20 protein-coding genes and 1 pseudogene are annotated in these 18,389 nt (G+C 26.3%); 5 read left to right on the top strand and 16 right to left on the bottom strand.

What is annotated here, in order from left to right:
• Positions 1-191: 191 nt before the first annotated feature.
• From clpX to I2A75_RS01045, 8 genes are all read right to left on the bottom strand, one after another.
• Positions 192-1,487: an ATP-dependent Clp protease ATP-binding subunit ClpX gene (gene clpX, locus I2A75_RS01010; RefSeq protein WP_195262613.1), complete on the bottom strand. Its 1,296-nt coding sequence runs from the start codon at positions 1,485-1,487 to the stop codon at positions 192-194.
• Between the two features lie 35 nt (positions 1,488-1,522).
• Positions 1,523-2,119, bottom strand: a complete 597-nt coding sequence (gene clpP, locus I2A75_RS01015) for an ATP-dependent Clp endopeptidase proteolytic subunit ClpP (protein ID WP_195262614.1) — start codon at positions 2,117-2,119, stop codon at positions 1,523-1,525.
• A 156-nt stretch (positions 2,120-2,275) separates the two neighbouring features.
• Positions 2,276-3,559: a trigger factor gene (tig, locus tag I2A75_RS01020; RefSeq protein WP_195262615.1), complete on the bottom strand. Its 1,284-nt coding sequence runs from the start codon at positions 3,557-3,559 to the stop codon at positions 2,276-2,278.
• Between the two features lie 107 nt (positions 3,560-3,666).
• Positions 3,667-4,467 carry a hypothetical protein gene (locus I2A75_RS01025; RefSeq protein ID WP_195262616.1) on the bottom strand — a complete coding sequence of 267 codons (801 nt, stop codon included), beginning with the start codon at positions 4,465-4,467 and terminating at the stop codon, positions 3,667-3,669.
• Positions 4,468-4,544: 77 nt separating this feature from the next.
• On the bottom strand, positions 4,545-4,724 hold the full coding sequence (locus I2A75_RS01030; protein WP_195262617.1) for a hypothetical protein: 180 nt from the start codon (positions 4,722-4,724) through the stop codon (positions 4,545-4,547).
• A 518-nt stretch (positions 4,725-5,242) separates the two neighbouring features.
• Complete coding sequence (locus I2A75_RS01035) at positions 5,243-6,589, bottom strand: M23 family metallopeptidase (protein ID WP_195262618.1); 1,347 nt, start codon at positions 6,587-6,589, stop codon at positions 5,243-5,245.
• Positions 6,590-6,606: 17 nt separating this feature from the next.
• Positions 6,607-7,854 (bottom strand): hypothetical protein, encoded by a 1,248-nt coding sequence (locus tag I2A75_RS01040; protein WP_195262619.1) that lies wholly within the window; start codon positions 7,852-7,854, stop codon positions 6,607-6,609.
• A gap of 15 nt (positions 7,855-7,869) precedes the next feature.
• Positions 7,870-8,211: a hypothetical protein gene (locus tag I2A75_RS01045; RefSeq protein WP_195262620.1), complete on the bottom strand. Its 342-nt coding sequence runs from the start codon at positions 8,209-8,211 to the stop codon at positions 7,870-7,872.
• Positions 8,212-8,351: 140 nt separating this feature from the next.
• Here I2A75_RS01045 and I2A75_RS01050 point away from each other — a divergent pair, with 140 nt between their 5' ends.
• On the top strand, positions 8,352-9,119 hold the full coding sequence (locus I2A75_RS01050) for a histidinol phosphate phosphatase (protein WP_195262621.1): 768 nt from the start codon (positions 8,352-8,354) through the stop codon (positions 9,117-9,119).
• Positions 9,120-9,250: 131 nt separating this feature from the next.
• Here the strand turns inward: I2A75_RS01050 and I2A75_RS01055 are convergent, their stop codons facing one another.
• The 6 genes from I2A75_RS01055 to I2A75_RS01080 form a co-directional block, all read right to left on the bottom strand.
• Positions 9,251-9,754: a GNAT family N-acetyltransferase gene (locus tag I2A75_RS01055; protein ID WP_195262622.1), complete on the bottom strand. Its 504-nt coding sequence runs from the start codon at positions 9,752-9,754 to the stop codon at positions 9,251-9,253.
• Positions 9,755-9,788: 34 nt separating this feature from the next.
• Positions 9,789-10,253, bottom strand: coding sequence for a GNAT family N-acetyltransferase (locus I2A75_RS01060; protein ID WP_195262623.1), 465 nt, complete (start codon positions 10,251-10,253; stop codon positions 9,789-9,791).
• 197 nt (positions 10,254-10,450) lie between these two features.
• Positions 10,451-11,251 (bottom strand): YhfC family intramembrane metalloprotease, encoded by an 801-nt coding sequence (locus I2A75_RS01065; protein ID WP_195262624.1) that lies wholly within the window; start codon positions 11,249-11,251, stop codon positions 10,451-10,453.
• A gap of 20 nt (positions 11,252-11,271) precedes the next feature.
• Positions 11,272-12,342 (bottom strand): DUF5808 domain-containing protein, encoded by a 1,071-nt coding sequence (locus I2A75_RS01070; protein WP_243241906.1) that lies wholly within the window; start codon positions 12,340-12,342, stop codon positions 11,272-11,274.
• Between the two features lie 40 nt (positions 12,343-12,382).
• Entirely contained in the window at positions 12,383-13,513 is a 1,131-nt protein-coding gene (locus I2A75_RS01075) for a DUF5808 domain-containing protein (protein ID WP_195262626.1), read from the bottom strand.
• Between the two features lie 2 nt (positions 13,514-13,515).
• Complete coding sequence (locus I2A75_RS01080) at positions 13,516-13,905, bottom strand: GntR family transcriptional regulator (protein ID WP_195262627.1); 390 nt, start codon at positions 13,903-13,905, stop codon at positions 13,516-13,518.
• Between the two features lie 183 nt (positions 13,906-14,088).
• On the opposite strand from I2A75_RS01080, the gene I2A75_RS01085 reads away from it, so the two are divergent.
• Positions 14,089-14,286, top strand: a complete 198-nt coding sequence (locus tag I2A75_RS01085) for a PspC domain-containing protein (RefSeq protein WP_195262628.1) — start codon at positions 14,089-14,091, stop codon at positions 14,284-14,286.
• 169 nt (positions 14,287-14,455) lie between these two features.
• Here the strand turns inward: I2A75_RS01085 and I2A75_RS01090 are convergent, their stop codons facing one another.
• On the bottom strand, positions 14,456-16,057 hold the full coding sequence (locus I2A75_RS01090) for an ABC transporter permease (protein ID WP_195262629.1): 1,602 nt from the start codon (positions 16,055-16,057) through the stop codon (positions 14,456-14,458).
• Positions 16,050-16,763 (bottom strand): ABC transporter ATP-binding protein, encoded by a 714-nt coding sequence (locus I2A75_RS01095; protein WP_195262630.1) that lies wholly within the window; start codon positions 16,761-16,763, stop codon positions 16,050-16,052. Before I2A75_RS01095 ends, I2A75_RS01090 begins: the two co-directional genes overlap by 8 nt.
• Positions 16,764-17,024: 261 nt before the next feature.
• On the opposite strand from I2A75_RS01095, the gene I2A75_RS01100 reads away from it, so the two are divergent.
• The 3 genes and pseudogenes from I2A75_RS01100 to I2A75_RS01110 form a co-directional block, all read left to right on the top strand.
• Positions 17,025-17,651: an ECF transporter S component gene (locus I2A75_RS01100; RefSeq protein WP_195262631.1), complete on the top strand. Its 627-nt coding sequence runs from the start codon at positions 17,025-17,027 to the stop codon at positions 17,649-17,651.
• Positions 17,652-17,862: 211 nt separating this feature from the next.
• The gene (locus I2A75_RS01105; protein WP_008676833.1) at positions 17,863-18,051 is read left to right on the top strand and encodes an alpha/beta-type small acid-soluble spore protein; all 189 of its coding nucleotides are present in this window, start codon (positions 17,863-17,865) and stop codon (positions 18,049-18,051) included.
• 37 nt (positions 18,052-18,088) lie between these two features.
• Positions 18,089-18,274 (top strand): annotated as a pseudogene (locus tag I2A75_RS01110) (alpha/beta-type small acid-soluble spore protein); the annotation flags it as partial.
• Positions 18,275-18,389: the final 115 nt, after the last annotated feature.

The following is an 18,389-nucleotide window of genomic DNA, read 5'->3' on the forward strand; positions in this document are numbered from 1 at the left end:
TTTTGCATTACTTTTTAAAAGTTAATGCTCCCTCCCTTCTTTTAGTCATATCAATATTATTAACTTAATCAGAGGTTAATATTCTATAAAAAAAGGGGGAATTACCATTATTTTTCTTGAAGCTATCTTATTGTTATATTTAAAAATAAAAGACATCTTATAGTTAAATATAACAATAAGATGTCTTTTTATTATGCAGTTTCTATACCTTTTCTTTTTTTAGTTTTCTTAGCCTTTAATTGAGGTCTTACCTCACCTTCTGCTAATTTAATAATTTCTGGATTATTTTTTTCTTTTATGCAATCTTCATTTATAATAACTTTAGAAATTGTTTCGTCAGAAGGAATATCAAACATAACTTCTGTCATCATTTCCTCAACTATAGATCTTAAACCTCTAGCACCAGTTTTTCTTTCAATAGCTTCATTTGCTATTGCTTTTAATGCATCATCAGTAAATTCTAACTCAACATTATCAATCTCAAAAAGCTTTCTATATTGCTTAACTAAAGCATTTTTAGGCTGAGTTAATATATTCACTAATGCATCATTATCTAATGATTCTAGAGTTACTACAACTGGTAATCTACCAACGAATTCAGGTATAAGTCCAAACTTTAATAAATCACTTGGCATTATATCTTTAAGTAATTTACCAACATCTTTAGTATGTCTAGATGTTATATTTGCGCCAAATCCTATAGAACTCTTTTCAGTCCTTTTTTCTATTATTTTATCTACACCATCAAATGCTCCTCCACAAATAAATAAGATATTTGATGTATTTATTTGTAAGAATTCTTGATGTGGGTGTTTTCTACCACCTTGTGGTGGAACTGAAGCTGTTGTTCCTTCAAGTATTTTTAATAACGCTTGTTGAACTCCTTCTCCTGAAACATCCCTAGTAATAGATGGATTTTCAGATTTTCTTGCAATTTTATCTATTTCATCTATATAAATTATTCCTTTTTCTGCTCTTTCTATATCGTAATCAGCATTTTGGATTAATTTTAATAGAATATTTTCAACGTCTTCTCCTACGTATCCTGCTTCTGTTAATGTTGTTGCATCAGCAATTGCAAATGGAACATTTAAAAACTTTGCTAATGTTTGAGCTAGAAGCGTTTTACCTGATCCTGTAGGTCCTAATAAAAGTATATTACTCTTTTGTAATTCAATATCATCATCTATTAAGTTAGAGTTTATTCTCTTATAGTGATTATAAACGGCAACAGATAATGATTTTTTAGCTTTTTCTTGACCAATTACATATTGATCTAAATAATTTTTTATTTCATTTGGTTTTGGAACACTTGTTGTATCTAATTCAATGCTGTCTTCAAATTCATCTGCTATTATTTCTGAACATAAATCTATACATTCATCACAAATATATACACCAGGTCCAGCTATTAATCTTTTAACTTGCTCTTGATTCTTTCCACAGAAAGAACACTTAAGTTGTTTCTTCTCATCGTACTTAGCCATAAATTCACCTCGCTTAGATTAAGATAGAACTTTGCTTAGTTGCTACCTTTATCATTTTTCGTAATTACCTTATCTACTAACCCATAATTCATAGCTTCTTCCGCTGTCATAAAGTAATCTCTCTCAACATCTACTTTTATCTTTTCTAGAGGCTGATTAGTATTTTCACTTAATATTTTATTTAATGATTCTTTAATCTTTAATATTCTCTTTGCGTGTATATCGAAATCAGTTGCTTGACCTTGGAAGCCACCTAGAGGTTGATGAATCATAATTTCACTATTTGGTAATACAAACCTTTTTCCTTTTGCTCCTGATGAAAGTAAAAATGATCCCATTGAAGCTGCCATCCCTATACATATAGTAGATACATCTGGCTTAATATATTGCATTGTATCATAAATAGCCATACCTGCGGTTATTGATCCTCCTGGACTATTTATGTAAAGATGGATATCCTTATCTGGATCTTCACTTTCTAAGAATAATAATTGTGATACCACTAAATTAGAAATGTTATCATCAATTTCTCCACTTAACATAATTATTCTATCTTTTAATAATCTTGAGAAGATATCATAAGATCTTTCTCCTCTACTAGTTTGCTCTACAACCATAGGAACTAAACTCATTTTTATTCCCTCCTTCTCTATTATCTACCTTCTTTTATAATATATCCATATTCTAAAAAAACTAATTATATTAAATTATATAAAATTTTATTTATTTTGTTAATGAATATTTGAAATAATTGCCAGAATTTTATTCTGGCAATTATTATTTATATACTATTTATTATTTTCAACTAAGAATTTTATAGTCTTTGATACTTTAACATCTGCAAGAAGTGCTGCTCTTTGGCCATTCATTAATAAATCAACCATTTTTTCATCTTCTTGAGCTGAGTACATTTTTGCAACTTCCTTAGCTTTTTCTTTTAATTCTTCTTCTGTTGCATCAATATTTTCAGCCTTTTCTACAGCTTCTAAAACTAAATCCGTCTTTACTTTGACTTCTGCATTTTCTTTCATGTATTCTCTCATTTTTGCTTCGTCTGTACCAGTAAATTGGAAATATTGTTCTAGATTTAAGCCTTGATATTGAAGTCTTTGTTCTAAGTTGCTTACCATTGTATCAATTTCTTTTTCAACCATAACTTCTGGAACATCAATTTTAGCATTTTCAACAACAGCTTTTATAATTGCATCTTCGTATTCTCTTTCTGCTCTATTGTTGTTTTCTTCTTCCATTTTCTTAGCAATATCTTCTTTTAATTCTGCTAATGTATCAAATTCTGAAACTTCTTTAGCAAATTCATCATCAATTTCTGGTAATTCTTTTATCTTTATTTCTTTTACTAAAACTTCGAATTTAGCTTGCTTATTATTTAATTCTTCTCTTCCATAGTTTTCTGGGAAAGTTACGTTAACTTCAACTTTATCTCCAACTTTCGCTCCAACTAATTGATCTTCAAAATTATCTATAAAAGTACCTGATCCTATTTCAAGTGAATAGTCTTTACCTTCTCCACCTTCAAATGCTACATCATCGATAAATCCTTTGAAATCAATAACTGCTGTATCTCCAGTAGCTACTTCTCCATCTTCCTTAGTTTCGATTCTAGCATTTTTTTGTTGCATTTCTTTTAATTTTTCATTTATTGCATCTTCTGTAACTTCATAAGATGGCTTTTCAACTTTTAATCCTTTGTATTCTCCTAATTCAACTTCAGGATAAACTGTAACTTCTGCAGTATATACAAATTCTTTTCCTTCTTCTGCTGTCACTATGTCTATCTTTGGATAATCAACAGGAATTATGTTGTTTTCTTCTAATGCTTTTGAATATGATGCATCTATAGCAAAATTAACTGCATCTTCAATTAAAACTCCTATACCATAGTATTTTTTAACTATTGCCATAGGAACCTTTCCTTTTCTAAATCCTGGTACATTAAAATTCTTAACGTTTTTATTATAAGCTCTTTTTATAGATTCTTGAAATTTTTCAGCCTCAACCTTTATTTCAAACTTAACAACGTTTTTCTCTATTTTTTCCATTTTAGCTTCCATTGTACTCTTCCTCCTAAAATAGTAAGATACTATCATAATTGATATAACTAGGTTATTATACCATACTATATCAAACACTTTCAAATATTTGTTTATTTAATTTTATCTTAATCGACTAAATAGCTATTTTGATTTACATATTTAACATTGCCATCAATTACAACTTCTAATCCTTTTTCTTTCAAATCTCCAAATTTTATTTCCCTCCCCTTAGAATTCCATAAAGTACTATGGGTATTATTATTTAGATCTACAACCCATATATATTTATTTAAATCATATCCAAAGTAAGGTACATTGCTAATGTATGCAACCTTTGTATCTGTTACAAACTTAGCTTCCACATTCCACAAATATCCATTATATGTTTGAAGAACTGAATCTTTATTAAATATTTCTCCATTTGGAGCTGTATATTTATCTTTTGTTATATTAGCTTCTTTTTTATTTGAATTAAAAATCTTCATATTTTGATTTTCATCTATAACTAAAATTAAATTTTTCGCTTGGTTTATAGTATAATACATATTACTTGGAACTTCTTTTACACCTTTAAATTTTATCGTTCCATTTATATCTTCATATTCCGCTTTTAATATAGAATTTTCATTAACTTTAAATTCCATAATTTTACTTTCAGGTTCTTTAGGTGCTTCTTCAATAACTTCTTTGTTTTCATTGTTTTCTAAGTCATCAATATCTTTATCTGTATTATCAAAAGATTTATCTTCAGCAATCCACATTTGAAGTTTATTTTTTAATGTATCCGTATTTATACTACCTATAGCTATCTTAATAAATAGACTACCTATAAGTAAAACCCCTATAACCGAAATAGCTGCTATTCGTCTTCTACGTTTTTTCATCTTCCTCTCATAATCTCTACTGAATATGCTAGGTTTTCTCACACCTAATACCTCCCCATAATTTATATTTTATATTAAAAGCTTTTACATTTATTTATTATAAAATACATCATATAGTATTATTTACCTTTGCTTTTGCAACCACAGCCTGAACCGCTTCCCTTACTACTACAACATCCACCACATTTTAATAAGCCAAGATCTCTCATTTCTTGTACTGATAGCTTAGCTTCATTTTCTGTATAATCTTCATAGTCAGGTGTTGACTTTAATATATCTTCATTTCTAAAATTTTTCATTTAAATCACCTCAAATTATATTATATAACGTATTTCACCGAATTCTATATATATTTTATATATTTTTATATATTTTTATTTTATAAAATGCTAATATTTTCTGAAAAAATCTTATTTTCGATAAATTTTCTAAAAACTATTGGATTTTTTGACAAAATATAATATAATAAATATATAAATTTTACAATTATTTTATAAATTACATATTTTTTCATTACATGATTAGCCCATACTACTGATAATAATTTTTTATTATCAGTTTTAATAAAACCCCACATATGTTCATTTATTCCCTTTCTTAAATGAACATAGAAACCCTTTAACCTGTGCAATTTTGTACAGGTTTTTTTATAATTAAAAATTGATAATGCACAATTGATAATTAAGGTTAAAATTCTTCATTCTTCAGAATTTTTTATTAAAAGACTTCTAAATTAAGCTTCGCTTAATTTTTTTCATCAATTGTCAACTGTCAATTATCAATTGTCCATTGTATAAAAAGGCCTTTCGGCCAATTTTTACAAATATCCACTAGGATCTATATGTTGTCCATTAATTCTTATTTCCCAATGGATATGAGGTCCAGTACTCATTCCTGTTGATCCAACATATGCAATGGTTTGCCCTCTTGCTACTGTTTGTCCAACACTTACTAGAAGTTCACTATTATGTCCATATAATGTTTGAACTCCGCTACCATGATCTATAATAATTGTATTTCCATATCCAGATATCCAACCTGAATATGCAACTACACCACTTTTTGATGCAGCAACAGGAGCACCATAAGGATCGCCTAAATCTACCCCAGTATGGAATCCTGCTTCTCCAGTAACTGGATTAATTCTTGGTCCATACGGATCTGTTACAATACCATATCCAGGTCTTAAAAACGTCTCGCCACTTGGATCTCCAGGAATTATATTTCCTCCTGAATTATCTTCTCCACCTGAATTATCTCCTCCAGAGTTACCTCCGCCCGAATTACTTCCACCATTATTAGAGCCATTATTTATTTCATTAAATATACTATCTAAAGCTGCTTGCAACTCTTGATTATATGAAACTAAATCACCAATTTGTTCTTCTAATTCTTTTTCTTTATCTGATAAAGATGCTATCAATCCTGACTTTTGTGATTCTAATCCATATAGCTCGTCCATTTTACTTTGATGGAATTCTTGTTTTACTATGAATTCCTTTTGAGCTTCTTTCAACTCATCTTGCTTTGCTATTACTTCATTTTTATCAGCTTCTATTTCTTCTAATTTTTTTGAAATTTCAACCTTTTCGTCTTCTAATTGTTTTTGAATCTCTTTCGCTGATTCCATTAGCCCTTTATCTAAAGTCATTATTCTAAACACATTTTGAATATTGTTAAATAAAGAAACTATACTTTCACTTCTCAATATCATATAAATATAATTTGCAGTTACATCCATTTTATAGTAATTTCTTACTCTCTGATCTAATGCTTCTTTTATCTTTCTACCTTCTTCTTCTTTTTCTGTAATAAGGGCTTCTTTTGTAGAAATTTCATTTTCAGCACTTGTTATCTCTGAATTTATTCTATCAATTTCACTTTGTACCTCATCTATTTTAGCCTGATATGAATCAACTTCTGCTTTTGCACTTTCTAAATCCTTACCTTTTTCATCAATTTGATTCAAAATCCCTTGAAGTTCACTTGATTGATCTTCTATTTCTCCATTAACTTTATCTTTTTCATTTTCTAAATTGCTTATATCATTTTGATTTTGTTCAATTTTATCTTGTAAGGAACTACTACTTTCTGCTAACACCAATGTGTTACTTGAAAAAATTACTACAACAGCTAAGGTTACTGCTCTTAATTTCTTATTCATAAGTTTTACACCTACCCTTATTCTAAATTAAACTTTTGTACACCGACTATTTGCCATTTCCCATCAACATATTCCATTTGAGTTAAAAACATTTCATTAACATTATTTTTTATAAACGGGATAAGTTTTTTACTTACACTATAATTTAAATCTATAACTATGTTAGCTTTATAAGTCTCATCTTCATAATAAAACTCACTACTCTTTACCTTTGTTTCTAATTCGGTAAGCTCATAATTATTTTTTAAAAATAAACTTTCTCTTCTTATACTGTTATATATTTTATTTTTTGCATCATCTTGTGCATTTTCTATTAAAGAATAGTCATTTAAATTTAAAGCATTAAAAACACTACTGTAAAACTTATTAGTACAACTATCTATTTGAGTCAATAAATTATCATTAACCATGTTTATATCTATATTTATATTAGGTAAGTCTCCCACATTAACTTTTTCGCTTTCCAACACTCCCCATGGAAATTCTCTTTGCAAATATATATCTATATCTTTATTCATAGGTATTGGACCATAGTTTTTTATATCTTTTACTTTTCCATCTATTTTTTTGTCATTTATAAATACATCTGCATCATTATAGTTTGATGATAGACTTATATTAATAGCCTTCAAATTCAATGTAAATTCTTCATTTTGCATCAAAAATATTTCTTGTTCCTCAATAACTTTTCCATATAACGTATCTAATTCCCCTTTTATTATATATTTCCCGGGAATTAGACCGGTTTTTATATTTGTCGCATCTATAGGAATGTTATCAACATAAATCTTAGCCTCATTAAAATTTGTATTAACCTTTATATCAATAGGTTCTATTTGTATTTTATAGTTATTAAAAAATAGTATTCTATCATTCTTTAAAGTGAAGAATCTACTTTTTTCACTACTTTTTAACCCCCTTATTATGTCATCGACTTGTGTAGTATTTTCTGAATAATATTCTGATAAAGGTTGAAAATCCTTTCTACTTATTTTTTTATCATCAACTCTAATCTTTCTATATATTTCTCCAGGTTTATTTTCTTTCAAAGCTATCTCTAGCTTCTTCAAAACAATATCTTTTGAAGCTTTATATCTTCCTACCCCAAAACCAATTAAAATAAAAAAAACTAAAATTGTACTAAGTAGTATTTTTCGCTTAATTAGAAATTCTTTAATATTATTAAAACTTAAACCATTTATGTCTTCTTTTAAGAGGCACATATATTCTTTTAAGTTTTTTAATAATCTATCAAATTTCTTCAAGTTTATCAACCCTCTTTACTCCAAAATATCTATTATCCATTTTTTACATTCTACACATTTATATATTCTTATCACAAATAAATCTAGCATTTTTTGCTTTCCTGAACTTGCTAATGCTTCCACTTCTGCTTGTGTTAAAAACTCATCATTTTCGTCTAAAAATCCTGGTATTTCAACTATATAATTCTTATTTGTCTTTTCACAACATTCATTTTCTCCTACTACTTCTATTTCCTCGTATGTAAGATCTTTGCTAAGTTCTTCTATTATAGGTAATATATCTTCAAATTCATCTAAATTATCTAAAAATTCTTCCTTGTAAAATACTAAATCTTTTATTTCGAATAATTTTTTCATAAAAACACACCTTTATTTATATTTTAATTTAATTTTATATTTAATAATACTATTTATCAAGATATTTTGCATAATAAGGAACTATTTATAAATCTATGATATAATTTTAAAATAAGACTATATTATTGGGGAGGGATTGTATGATATTTGATAGCCATATGCATTCAAAATTTTCTACAGATAGTGATATGATGATATTAGATGCAATATCTGCTAGTAAAGAAAAAAATATTGGCATTATAATAACTGATCATATGGATTTAGACTATCCAGTAAAAGAAGATTTCAAGTTTGATGTTCCTACTTACTTTAAAGAATATGAAAAATACAGATCTGAAAGTTTAAAGTTAGGAATAGAAATTGGATTAACACAGAATACCTTTGCTCAAAATGAAAAAATAGCTTCTAGTCATGACTTCGATTTTATATTAGGTTCTATACATGCAGTTAAAAATCTTGATATATACTGTGATTATATATATCAAGGTTATGATAAACATGACTTCTTTTCTTACTATCTAGAAGATATGCTGTCTTGTGTAAAATTATATAATAATTTTGATTCCTTATCACACATAGATTATCCTTGTCGTTATTGCTCTTTTGAAAATAAAGAAATACCAATTCAAGACTTTAAAGATATTCTTTCTGAAATATTTATTACTTTAATAAATAAAGAAAAAGTTTTAGAATTAAACTCAAGTAGACTTCACATAAATTCAGCTAAGGAATCTTTATTTGATATATATAGTCTATATAAAGACTTAGGCGGTAAATATGTTACTTTAGGCTCTGATGCTCATAACCATAAAAGTATTTATAGAAATTTTGATATAGCATTAGACTTTATAGACTCAATTGGTTTAAAAGGAGTTTATTTTAGTAAAAGAGAACTTCAGTATTTCTAATATGAAAGGGGCTCGCGTTTCGCGAGCCCCTTTATAAAAATAAGATATTAAATTTTTAAGGCAATAAAACATATTTGAAATTGAATAATTTTTATATTAAATAGATTTCTGATACTACACCTTCTTTTACATTATTTCATTTCACTTAAATTTATTATCTCTTTTTCTTTAAGTCTATATATTGTCCATTCATCCATAGGTACTGCCCCCAAAGACTTATAAAATTTTATTGATGGTTCATTCCAATTAAGGCATGTCCACTCCATTCTCTTACAGCCTTCTTCTCTTGCTTTCTTCCCTAAAAACTTAAATACTTCTTTTCCTAATCCATTTCCTCTAAATTCCTTTTTTATGAATATATCTTCTAAATAAAGACCACTTCTACCTATAAAAGTAGAGAAATTATAAAAATATAATGCATATCCAACTGGATTTTCATCTAACTCCAATATTACAACTTCTGCTCTATTATTTTCAAAAATAGAGTTTCTTAATGTTTCCTCTGTTGCAATAACTTCATCTGACATTTTTTCATACTCTGCTATTTCATTTATTAAGGATAAAATTAATGGAATATCCTCCTGTGAAGTTTCTCTTATTTTAAAATTTCTTATGTTAGTATCATAATATTTCATAAAAATCCCCCTTATCTTTAGACACCTAAATAATTTAAGCTATTTCCTTTACCATTGCTACATCACATCTATCACATACTTCTTCATTAAATTCTTCAAACCCATATTTTTTATAAAGTTTTATAGCCTTATATAAAACTGAATTAGTCTGCAAAGTAATTCTTTTATAATTAAGTGACTTAGCGATTTTAAAAGAATTTTCTATCATAACATTTCCAAGCCCCATCCCTTGGAAATCTTGCTTTAAATACATTTTTCTTAATTCACAGGTTTCATCATTTATTTTATAAATACCATATGTTCCTATTATCTCTCCATTGAACTCTATAACTTCAAAATCCCCATTATTTTGAATATAATACTTAGATATATCAGTTATATCTAAATCTTCTACTTCTGGATTTAAATCTAATCCATAGAGATTCAGTACCTCCTCTACTAAATTTAGTATTTCTACTTCGTCTCCATTTCTAGCTTTTCTTACTAAAATATTCTCCATAAACTTGCCCCCTTATCTATACGTAAATTAATAAATCTTTATAAAAAAGAGGACATATATAATGTTGCTTATTCAGTCACTTCACTTAAAGGCAACTCAAAATTATATATATCCACTTAAGATTAAATGAAAGAAAATAAGCATCTAGTAGTGTCCTTTATAAAATTTATTAATTTATTAACATTATAAAGGTTTTTTTATAATATTTCATTATAATTACGGAATTTTTTTACAAAAACCTTAAATACATACATTGCCAAAATTAATACAGTTATAAATATAACTCCTTCAACTAAAAATATATTTTTTATAACACCAACTTGATATAGGGCTGCAGGAAAATCTATTACAGCATGAATTAATATAGCTAATACATAGTAGATATATTTTCTTTCTTTAACTGCATACAAAACTATAATTGATAATGATATATGAATCACCATAGCAAATATTCTTTCTATTCCAGGCATGGCCCACATGATGGAACTGCTATTTACAAATTGGTCATACGTAGCACTTATAACTTCCTTTGGTACTGATAATCCCTCCATTATAGATTGGAATCCACCTTTATTTATTAAATTAGAATAAACTAAAGAATTTATACTGCTTATTGCCCCGATTAAAATAGCTTCCATTCCACCATGTCCAAGTCCATATGTTACCCCGCTCATTACATCTCTATCTTTTATTATAAACTTGAAACATAGAAATCTTGCTGTTTCTTCAAATATTCCAGCCATAAGACCACCATATAACATATAAGCTATTGGAGTACTTAACAAAAATCCTGATGTTGTACTATTTAACTTCAAGAAATATGAATGTATAGGAGCTTCTAAAATTTGTGCAAAAATAAAAAATGCTGCTGCACCTATAAAGAATGTTTTTAAACTTACATTATATTTTCTTTTTAAAAATATAATTCCTCCTATAGGTACTATCACACTTACTAATAAGCTAAATACCATAAATACAATTGATAAGCTACTAACCATAAATAATCCTCCCTTATAATTTAAACATTAAAATTTGTATCATATATAGCAAATAAAATTATCAACAATATAAGTAAAATTAATAATATTGTTGCTTTTTTATTTGCAAAATTAATCGTATACCCTATTCCTACCCTTTTCTCCACCATCCATGCTGGATCATTCTTATTATAATAAAACATTCCCCATATCCATTTGTCATCATCATTCTTATATAGGTCATCACCTTCATTTTCTTCTTCTATATTCCGTCCACCTTGACCTATTAATATGAATATTATTATGAATAAAGTCATACTAATGGATATAAAAACATTAATAAAATTCTCTAATGAGTTAGTATAAAAATTATAAATTATACCTAGCTGTATTACTGAGTATAATGCAACCATTTCTATCTCTGTTATAAATAAAAATAGAGAAATTAATCTTTTAAATTTTTTCTTTCTTTTTACAGCTGTTTCTATATTTCCACTATTTAAATCAACTTTTGAAGTTAAAGTTATTTTCGTTAACAAATACATTGCTAAGCACATTATAATTTGATATATAGGAATTTTATAAATAACATAAGAATTCATATTTAAAATATATTCTCTTCTATATATAGTTAATACTAAAATTATAATAGAAATTAATATTGGAAGTAAAAAAAACTTTTCATTTAATGCTTTATATCTTTCATTTTTCTTTGGCTTTCTTAATGTAGTATCTACTATAACAACATTATTAGTTTTATAACTCCAATTATTTTTTTCTTTTAACTTCCTTGTTATTTTATAGTAAATAGCAAATAAAATTGCATGAATTAAAAGAGCTCCTATTAATGATATTGTCATTATCATAGATAATATAAATTCACTAACTTGTAAATTCGAAATCATTAGTATATTATTTATTACAAAATAAATTACAAATATAAAAAGTACCTTTCTTTTATAATCTTTATCTAAGGCTTTTATTTCACTTGACTCTTGATATTTTTTAGGAATTCTAACTCCAAAATATATTCCTTTATTAGAAGTATTATTTAAATAATATGATAAAAGAACCATAGTTATTATAACTATATTTGAAGTTAATATAATCATAAAGTTTTGCAAAATAAATTCACCTCCCATCTGTATTTTATTATATTCCTCTTATAGCTAAATATATTATTACTATTAATATTAAAATTATAGGTAATACCATGATAATCATTCCTATTGGATTTCCTAAATTAATATCCCATCCAATACCTATTCTCTTTTCTATAAAGATACTTGGATCATTTTTATTGTAATAAAAGCTTCCTAATACCCAATACTTATCGTCATCCCTATATATTTCCTCATCATTACTTTTGATTTTTATATTCTTTCCGCCTTGCCCTATCTTATAACTTATTACTAAAAAAACAATTACAGTAATAAATATAACTGTTAAGCTAATTATATTTACTTTATTAATACTCCATCCATACAACGTACAAAATTGCATTAACGCAAATAAGATAATAATTTCTAATGCAATAATAAATAAAAATATTGAATTAAATCTTTTAAATATTCTTCTTTGTTTTTTTATTTCTTCTAAAGTCCCACTATTTATTTCACTTTTTCCATTAATAGCAAATTTGTTCATAGCAAGTAAAAACAAAATCATTCCTACTTGAATTAAAACTGGAAATAAAGCTAAATAAAAGAAACCTTGAAAGCCACTTTTTTCTACAAAACTATCCGCAATCCCCTGGGCATTATAATGAATTGGGAATAGTTCTGGAACCTCCTTATATGACAAAAGAGTTAGTATAAGTGTTATTGCAGGAATAATTAATAGTAATAAATAACTTTTGCTTCTTACTCCTACAAAATCGTCATTCTTCTTAGGTTTTCTTATAGATGTATCTACAACAACTACGTTCTTACCTAATTTTCTCCATCCCTTTTCTTCTTTTAATCTAGTCATCTTTTTCCAGTACATAAAAATAGGAATGTTTGTAATTACCAACAACATTAATACTAATAAAGTAAATAAAGATACTTTAGGATAGAAAAATACTATAACATTAATAATTAAAATAACTGGTATGCTAAATATTAAGTAAAATTTTTTATATTTTTTTTCTAATTTAATTATATCATTATCTTTTTCATATTCCTTCGGAACTCTCACTCCAAATATAATCCCATTATTAGATAACTTATTAACATATAAACCGCTAAAAAATGAAATTAAACTTATAAAAATAGTCATAGAACACACAATTATTCTTTCCATAATTAACTATTCTCCTTATTATTAAACTCTAAAAATACCTTATCTATATATAACTTAATTTCATCCTTACTAATATTTCTATTAAAGCACTGGGCCATATAAAAATATAAGTTTTCATCTAAATCTTCTTTGAACTTTTCCATTGATTGATTTAAATTTAATGAAACCACTGCACCTTTTCTTCTATCAATTTTAATATATCCTTCATCCTTAAGCATATTATATGCTTTATTAACAGTATGCATGTTTACCCCTATATCTTCTGCTAATCCTCTTACCGAAGGTAATTCCTCGCCTATTTCAATTTCTGATTTAGCAATTCCTTCAATAACTTGATTTTTTATTTGCACATATATTGGAGTATCAGAATCAAAATCTATCCTTAAAATCACTTTATCACCTCGTTTTAACTTTTATAGAAATCAATATATAAGATTAAGAATTGTTTAAGCTTTAATTAATATAAAATTCACCTAAAACACTTATAATATAATTACATTATATATTAAAATTTATAATTCTTAACTTTATAATTTAAAATATAATTATATTAATTAATAAATAGGAGGTTTATAATGAATAAAAAACTTTATAAAATATCATCTCAAAAAAGAGTAGCTGGAGTATGTGCTGGATTTGCTGAATATCTTAATGCTGATGTAACTCTAATCAGAGTTCTAGCTTTACTACTTATACTTTGTTCATTTTCATTAGGATTAATCTTCTATATCGGTTGTGCTCTTATAATGCCTGATAAATCTGAAATAATGTAGATAAGGGGATGTCTATAAGACACCCCTTAATCTAGAACTTAAGATTTTAAATTGTAGTAATATTTCGTACTTAATTATCTAATTTATATTATTTTAAAACTACTTTTAAGAGTTTGCTACCTTCATTTTGCATTTTAATTTTCAACTCTTATTTGTATGATAACTTCTTTTAATTTAGCTTATTAAATAGCTTTATACTAACTGTATTTAAAAGAATTAATAGCGCAGTTAGAATTAGAGTTAAATATATTATTACAAGTGTAATAAATAAAGCTATATTTAATATTTCTAATTTTATAAATAATAATATTGGTACTCCAATGATTATTACTGAAATAATCATTTGAATTATGACACTTATACTTTGTTTTACTACAACAGTTTCTGAAGTCCAATTTAAATTAGGAAAGAAATTGTTAACTATTATTCCTAAAATTGATACTATAAAACAATATATTGTTGTTATGATAATTAACCATATTAATTCAATTATTGATAATTTCAATGAAAAGAAGAAAATAATATCACTTATTAAAACTGTTGGCATAATTAATATTAGATTTAAAATTATCTTTCCTTTAAATATATCTATTGTTCTTATAGGAGTAGATTTTAATATCCATAAGTTCTTTCCTTCCATTGATATAGATGAATTAGTTGTACAAGATATTGATAAAATACCACATATCACAGCAATGATAAATAAAGGAATCATACTATCAACAACTTCTATTTCCATAATCTTAAATAAAATCTCTTTTCCCATAAATAAAGTTGATATAGCAGCTATCAATATTAATACAGGCCCTATAATTGTATTCAACACATATACAGGCGAAGAAAAATATCGTTTTATTTCTTTTTTAGTTAACGCAATTATTTGTGACGATACATTCATTTCATTTATTTTATAATTTGACTTTTTAAAACTCTCTTGTAATTTTGAGTTTATTTTCTTAAAGGACTTGTTAAATATAAAAATAAATATTGAAAAAATTGAAACTGATAAAGCTACAAATATAAGTAAATCTTTAAAGTTTAAATTTATTAAAGCATTAACTACATATATTGTTGGAGGATATAATTTTGATATACCTAAAGTTATAGAATCACTATTTACTATTATCTTTTGAACTAAGTCTCCACTTTTAGATGAAGCAATCATTATTAATAAAATAAATATTAATGTTGCAGAATTTATAATTAAATTTTTATGCTTCATTCTTGAAGATATATAACTAATTACGAATGCAATAATAGATGCTACTACTACAGGAATTAATGGTAATAACAAAAATACTATAAATAAATATATAAAAAATAAATAAGAAATCTCAACCCTACTAAAATAGATGCAAGCTGGAGATATAAATACAACTATTAAAAATAAATAATTAATTCCTAATAGTTGTATCATCCTATTAATCAAAATAGTACTACTCTTTATAGGTAAACTCATAAGTAAATCATAATCTCTTGCAGAAAATAAAATTCCTTGAGCTTTATACATAGAAGTAAAAAATATAATAACCACACTTAAAATAAAGCTCATAACCAATAATAAATCAATAAACCCAATACTCTTTAATCCATCAGCTAGTAACTTAGAATATTCTATTGCTAAAACTTCAAATACTATTAGGGTAATTAATATTGTTGGTACTATTAATATACTTCTAAACTTTTCGCCCTTTGACTTTTCCTTAAATATCTTATTAATTCCTATAGAATTAATAAATGTTGTTTTAAATAAACTCCATAAATTACTCATTATCTATCAACTCCATAAATATATCTTCTAATGAACTATTTCCTTTAACTTCATCCATATTACCTTGAGATACTATATTGCCATCTTTTATAATTGCTACCTTATCGCATAACTTTTCTGCTACTTCTAAAACATGAGTTGAGAAAAATATTGCTACACCTTCATTACAAAGCTTTTTCATTTCTTCTTTTAATATATGTGATGCTTTAGGATCTAATCCAACAAATGGTTCATCTAAAATTAAAAGCTTAGGTTTATGAATTAGTGCAGAAATTATAACTAACTTTTGTTTCATTCCGTGAGAATATGATGATATTAAATCTCCAAGAGCTGATGTTATTTCAAATTTTTCTGAATATAACTTTATTAATTTTTCTCTTTCTTCTTTTGAAACCCTATATATATCTGCAATAAAATTTAAATATTGAATCCCAGTTAAAGCTTCATAAATATCAGGATTATCAGGTATATACGCTATTTTTTTCTTACACTCAATAGGATTATTTTTAATTGAATCTCCATCAATTAATATATCTCCTTCTTCAAATTCTAAAATTCCTACAATAGCTTTTATAGTTGTAGTCTTTCCTGCTCCATTATGACCAATAAAGGCAAATATTTCTCCACTATTAACTTTAATCGATACATTATTCACGGCTTTTTTTCCATTTTTATATGACTTTGAAAAGTTTATTATCTCTAACATATTATTACCTCTCTTATTATACTTGTTATATATATACTATAACAAGTATAATAAGTTGACAAGACTTTTTCAATTTTTATATTAAATTTCATAAATACAAGATTAAATTGTTTATTTGTTGTTGATATAATATTTTACTTTACAGTTTTTTCTTATATGATAAAATAATATTGGTCGGTATTCTTAAGAAACCGAACTTCACGCAAAAATTCATTTTTTGCCGAATTATATCCTATAAGGAATAAGAACGGAGGAATTAAAATGTTAAATGCTAGAGGGATGGGAAACTCTCGTCAAAATGTAAGAAAAATGGTAGTAGTTGCAATGCTATCGGGTATTTGTTTATTCTTAGGACTAACAGGTCTTGGTTTTATACCATTACCACTCTTTAAACTAACAATTTTACATTTACCTGTAATAATTGGAGCAATAATTGAAGGTCCTATAGCTGGGGCTACAATTGGATTCATATTTGGGATTTTCTCAATTTATCAAAACATAACTGCTCCAACTCCAATGTCTCCATTTTTTTATAACCCAATAGTTTCTATATTGCCTAGAGTACTGATAGGGGTAATATCTTATTATGTTTATAAACTCTTAAAAACAAAAATTAAAAATAAGAAACTATCTATAGGTATTGCTGCTGTTTGTGGATCTTTAACCAATACTATTGGGGTTCTTGGAAGTATATACTTAATTTATTTTAAGGATTATGCATCAATTCTTGTTAGTAATGGAACCATTTCAACTGGATCAAGAAACGCAGTCACAGTTGCACTCTTATCTATAATAGGTACTAATGGTATGGCAGAGGCAGCTTTATCAGCACTTGTTGCAATTCCAGTTATTATAGCAATATTTAAAATGCAAAAGAGAAATAATTAATTTATAAAAGGTTATTTGAAAAATATTTTCAAATAACCTTTTTTTATAGTTTGTACCAATATATTCTTTATAAAGATCACTTTTCCTCTACTGTATTAATTTTTATAGTTTATTAACATTTTATCTGCACAATATAATAGTACAAAGTCAAACAAGCTTTGTAAAAGAAAACCCAAAAAAAATTTTATATGTTTTCAAGGAGGGATTTATTATGGCAAGTAATAGACAATTGATTCCAGAAGCTAAACAAGGATTAGCTAAATTCAAAAATGAAGTAGCTAACGAAATGGGAGTACCTTTCTCAGACTATAATGGAGACCTTACTTCAAAACAATGCGGTAGCGTTGGTGGAGAAATGGTTAAGAGAATGGTTGAACAATACGAATCTGGATTAAAGTAAAACTTTAATCTGATATATTTGCAAGGAGGGATTTATTATGGCAAGTAATAGAAAACTAGTTCCAGAAGCTAAACAAGGATTAGCTAAATTCAAAAATGAAGTAGCTAATGAAATGGGAGTGCCTTTCTCAGACTATAATGGAGACCTTACTTCAAAACAATGCGGTAGCGTTGGTGGAGAAATGGTTAAGAGAATGGTTGAACAATACGAATCAAAAATTAAAAATATATTCTTATATATTAGGAGGGATTTGTTATGGCAAGTAACAGAAAATTAGTTCCAGAAGCTAAACAAGGATTAGCTAAATTCAAAAATGAAGTAGCTAATGAAATGGGAGT

It is taken from the genome of Clostridium sp. 1001275B_160808_H3 (assembly GCF_015550425.1).
Lineage (GTDB): Bacteria > Bacillota > Clostridia > Clostridiales > Clostridiaceae > Clostridium.

Excerpts from the sequence above, each read along its gene's own strand:
- I2A75_RS01055 (WP_195262622.1), bottom strand. The coding sequence starts at position 9,754 with ATGAAATATTATGATACTAACATAAGAAATTTTAAAATAAGAGAAACT.
- I2A75_RS01100 (WP_195262631.1), top strand. The coding sequence starts at position 17,025 with ATGTTAAATGCTAGAGGGATGGGAAACTCTCGTCAAAATGTAAGAAAA.
- I2A75_RS01050 (WP_195262621.1), top strand. The coding sequence starts at position 8,352 with ATGATATTTGATAGCCATATGCATTCAAAATTTTCTACAGATAGTGAT.
- I2A75_RS01075 (WP_195262626.1), bottom strand. The coding sequence starts at position 13,513 with ATGGAAAGAATAATTGTGTGTTCTATGACTATTTTTATAAGTTTAATT.
- I2A75_RS01105 (WP_008676833.1), top strand. The coding sequence starts at position 17,863 with ATGGCAAGTAATAGACAATTGATTCCAGAAGCTAAACAAGGATTAGCT.
- I2A75_RS01090 (WP_195262629.1), bottom strand. The coding sequence starts at position 16,057 with ATGAGTAATTTATGGAGTTTATTTAAAACAACATTTATTAATTCTATA.
- clpP (WP_195262614.1), bottom strand. The coding sequence starts at position 2,119 with ATGAGTTTAGTTCCTATGGTTGTAGAGCAAACTAGTAGAGGAGAAAGA.
- I2A75_RS01085 (WP_195262628.1), top strand. The coding sequence starts at position 14,089 with ATGAATAAAAAACTTTATAAAATATCATCTCAAAAAAGAGTAGCTGGA.
- I2A75_RS01060 (WP_195262623.1), bottom strand. The coding sequence starts at position 10,253 with ATGGAGAATATTTTAGTAAGAAAAGCTAGAAATGGAGACGAAGTAGAA.
- I2A75_RS01070 (WP_243241906.1), bottom strand. The coding sequence starts at position 12,342 with ATGATTATATTAACTTCAAATATAGTTATAATAACTATGGTTCTTTTA.
- I2A75_RS01035 (WP_195262618.1), bottom strand. The coding sequence starts at position 6,589 with ATGAATAAGAAATTAAGAGCAGTAACCTTAGCTGTTGTAGTAATTTTT.
- I2A75_RS01030 (WP_195262617.1), bottom strand. The coding sequence starts at position 4,724 with ATGAAAAATTTTAGAAATGAAGATATATTAAAGTCAACACCTGACTAT.
- I2A75_RS01045 (WP_195262620.1), bottom strand. The coding sequence starts at position 8,211 with ATGAAAAAATTATTCGAAATAAAAGATTTAGTATTTTACAAGGAAGAA.
- clpX (WP_195262613.1), bottom strand. The coding sequence starts at position 1,487 with ATGGCTAAGTACGATGAGAAGAAACAACTTAAGTGTTCTTTCTGTGGA.
- I2A75_RS01065 (WP_195262624.1), bottom strand. The coding sequence starts at position 11,251 with ATGGTTAGTAGCTTATCAATTGTATTTATGGTATTTAGCTTATTAGTA.
- I2A75_RS01095 (WP_195262630.1), bottom strand. The coding sequence starts at position 16,763 with ATGTTAGAGATAATAAACTTTTCAAAGTCATATAAAAATGGAAAAAAA.
- tig (WP_195262615.1), bottom strand. The coding sequence starts at position 3,559 with ATGGAAGCTAAAATGGAAAAAATAGAGAAAAACGTTGTTAAGTTTGAA.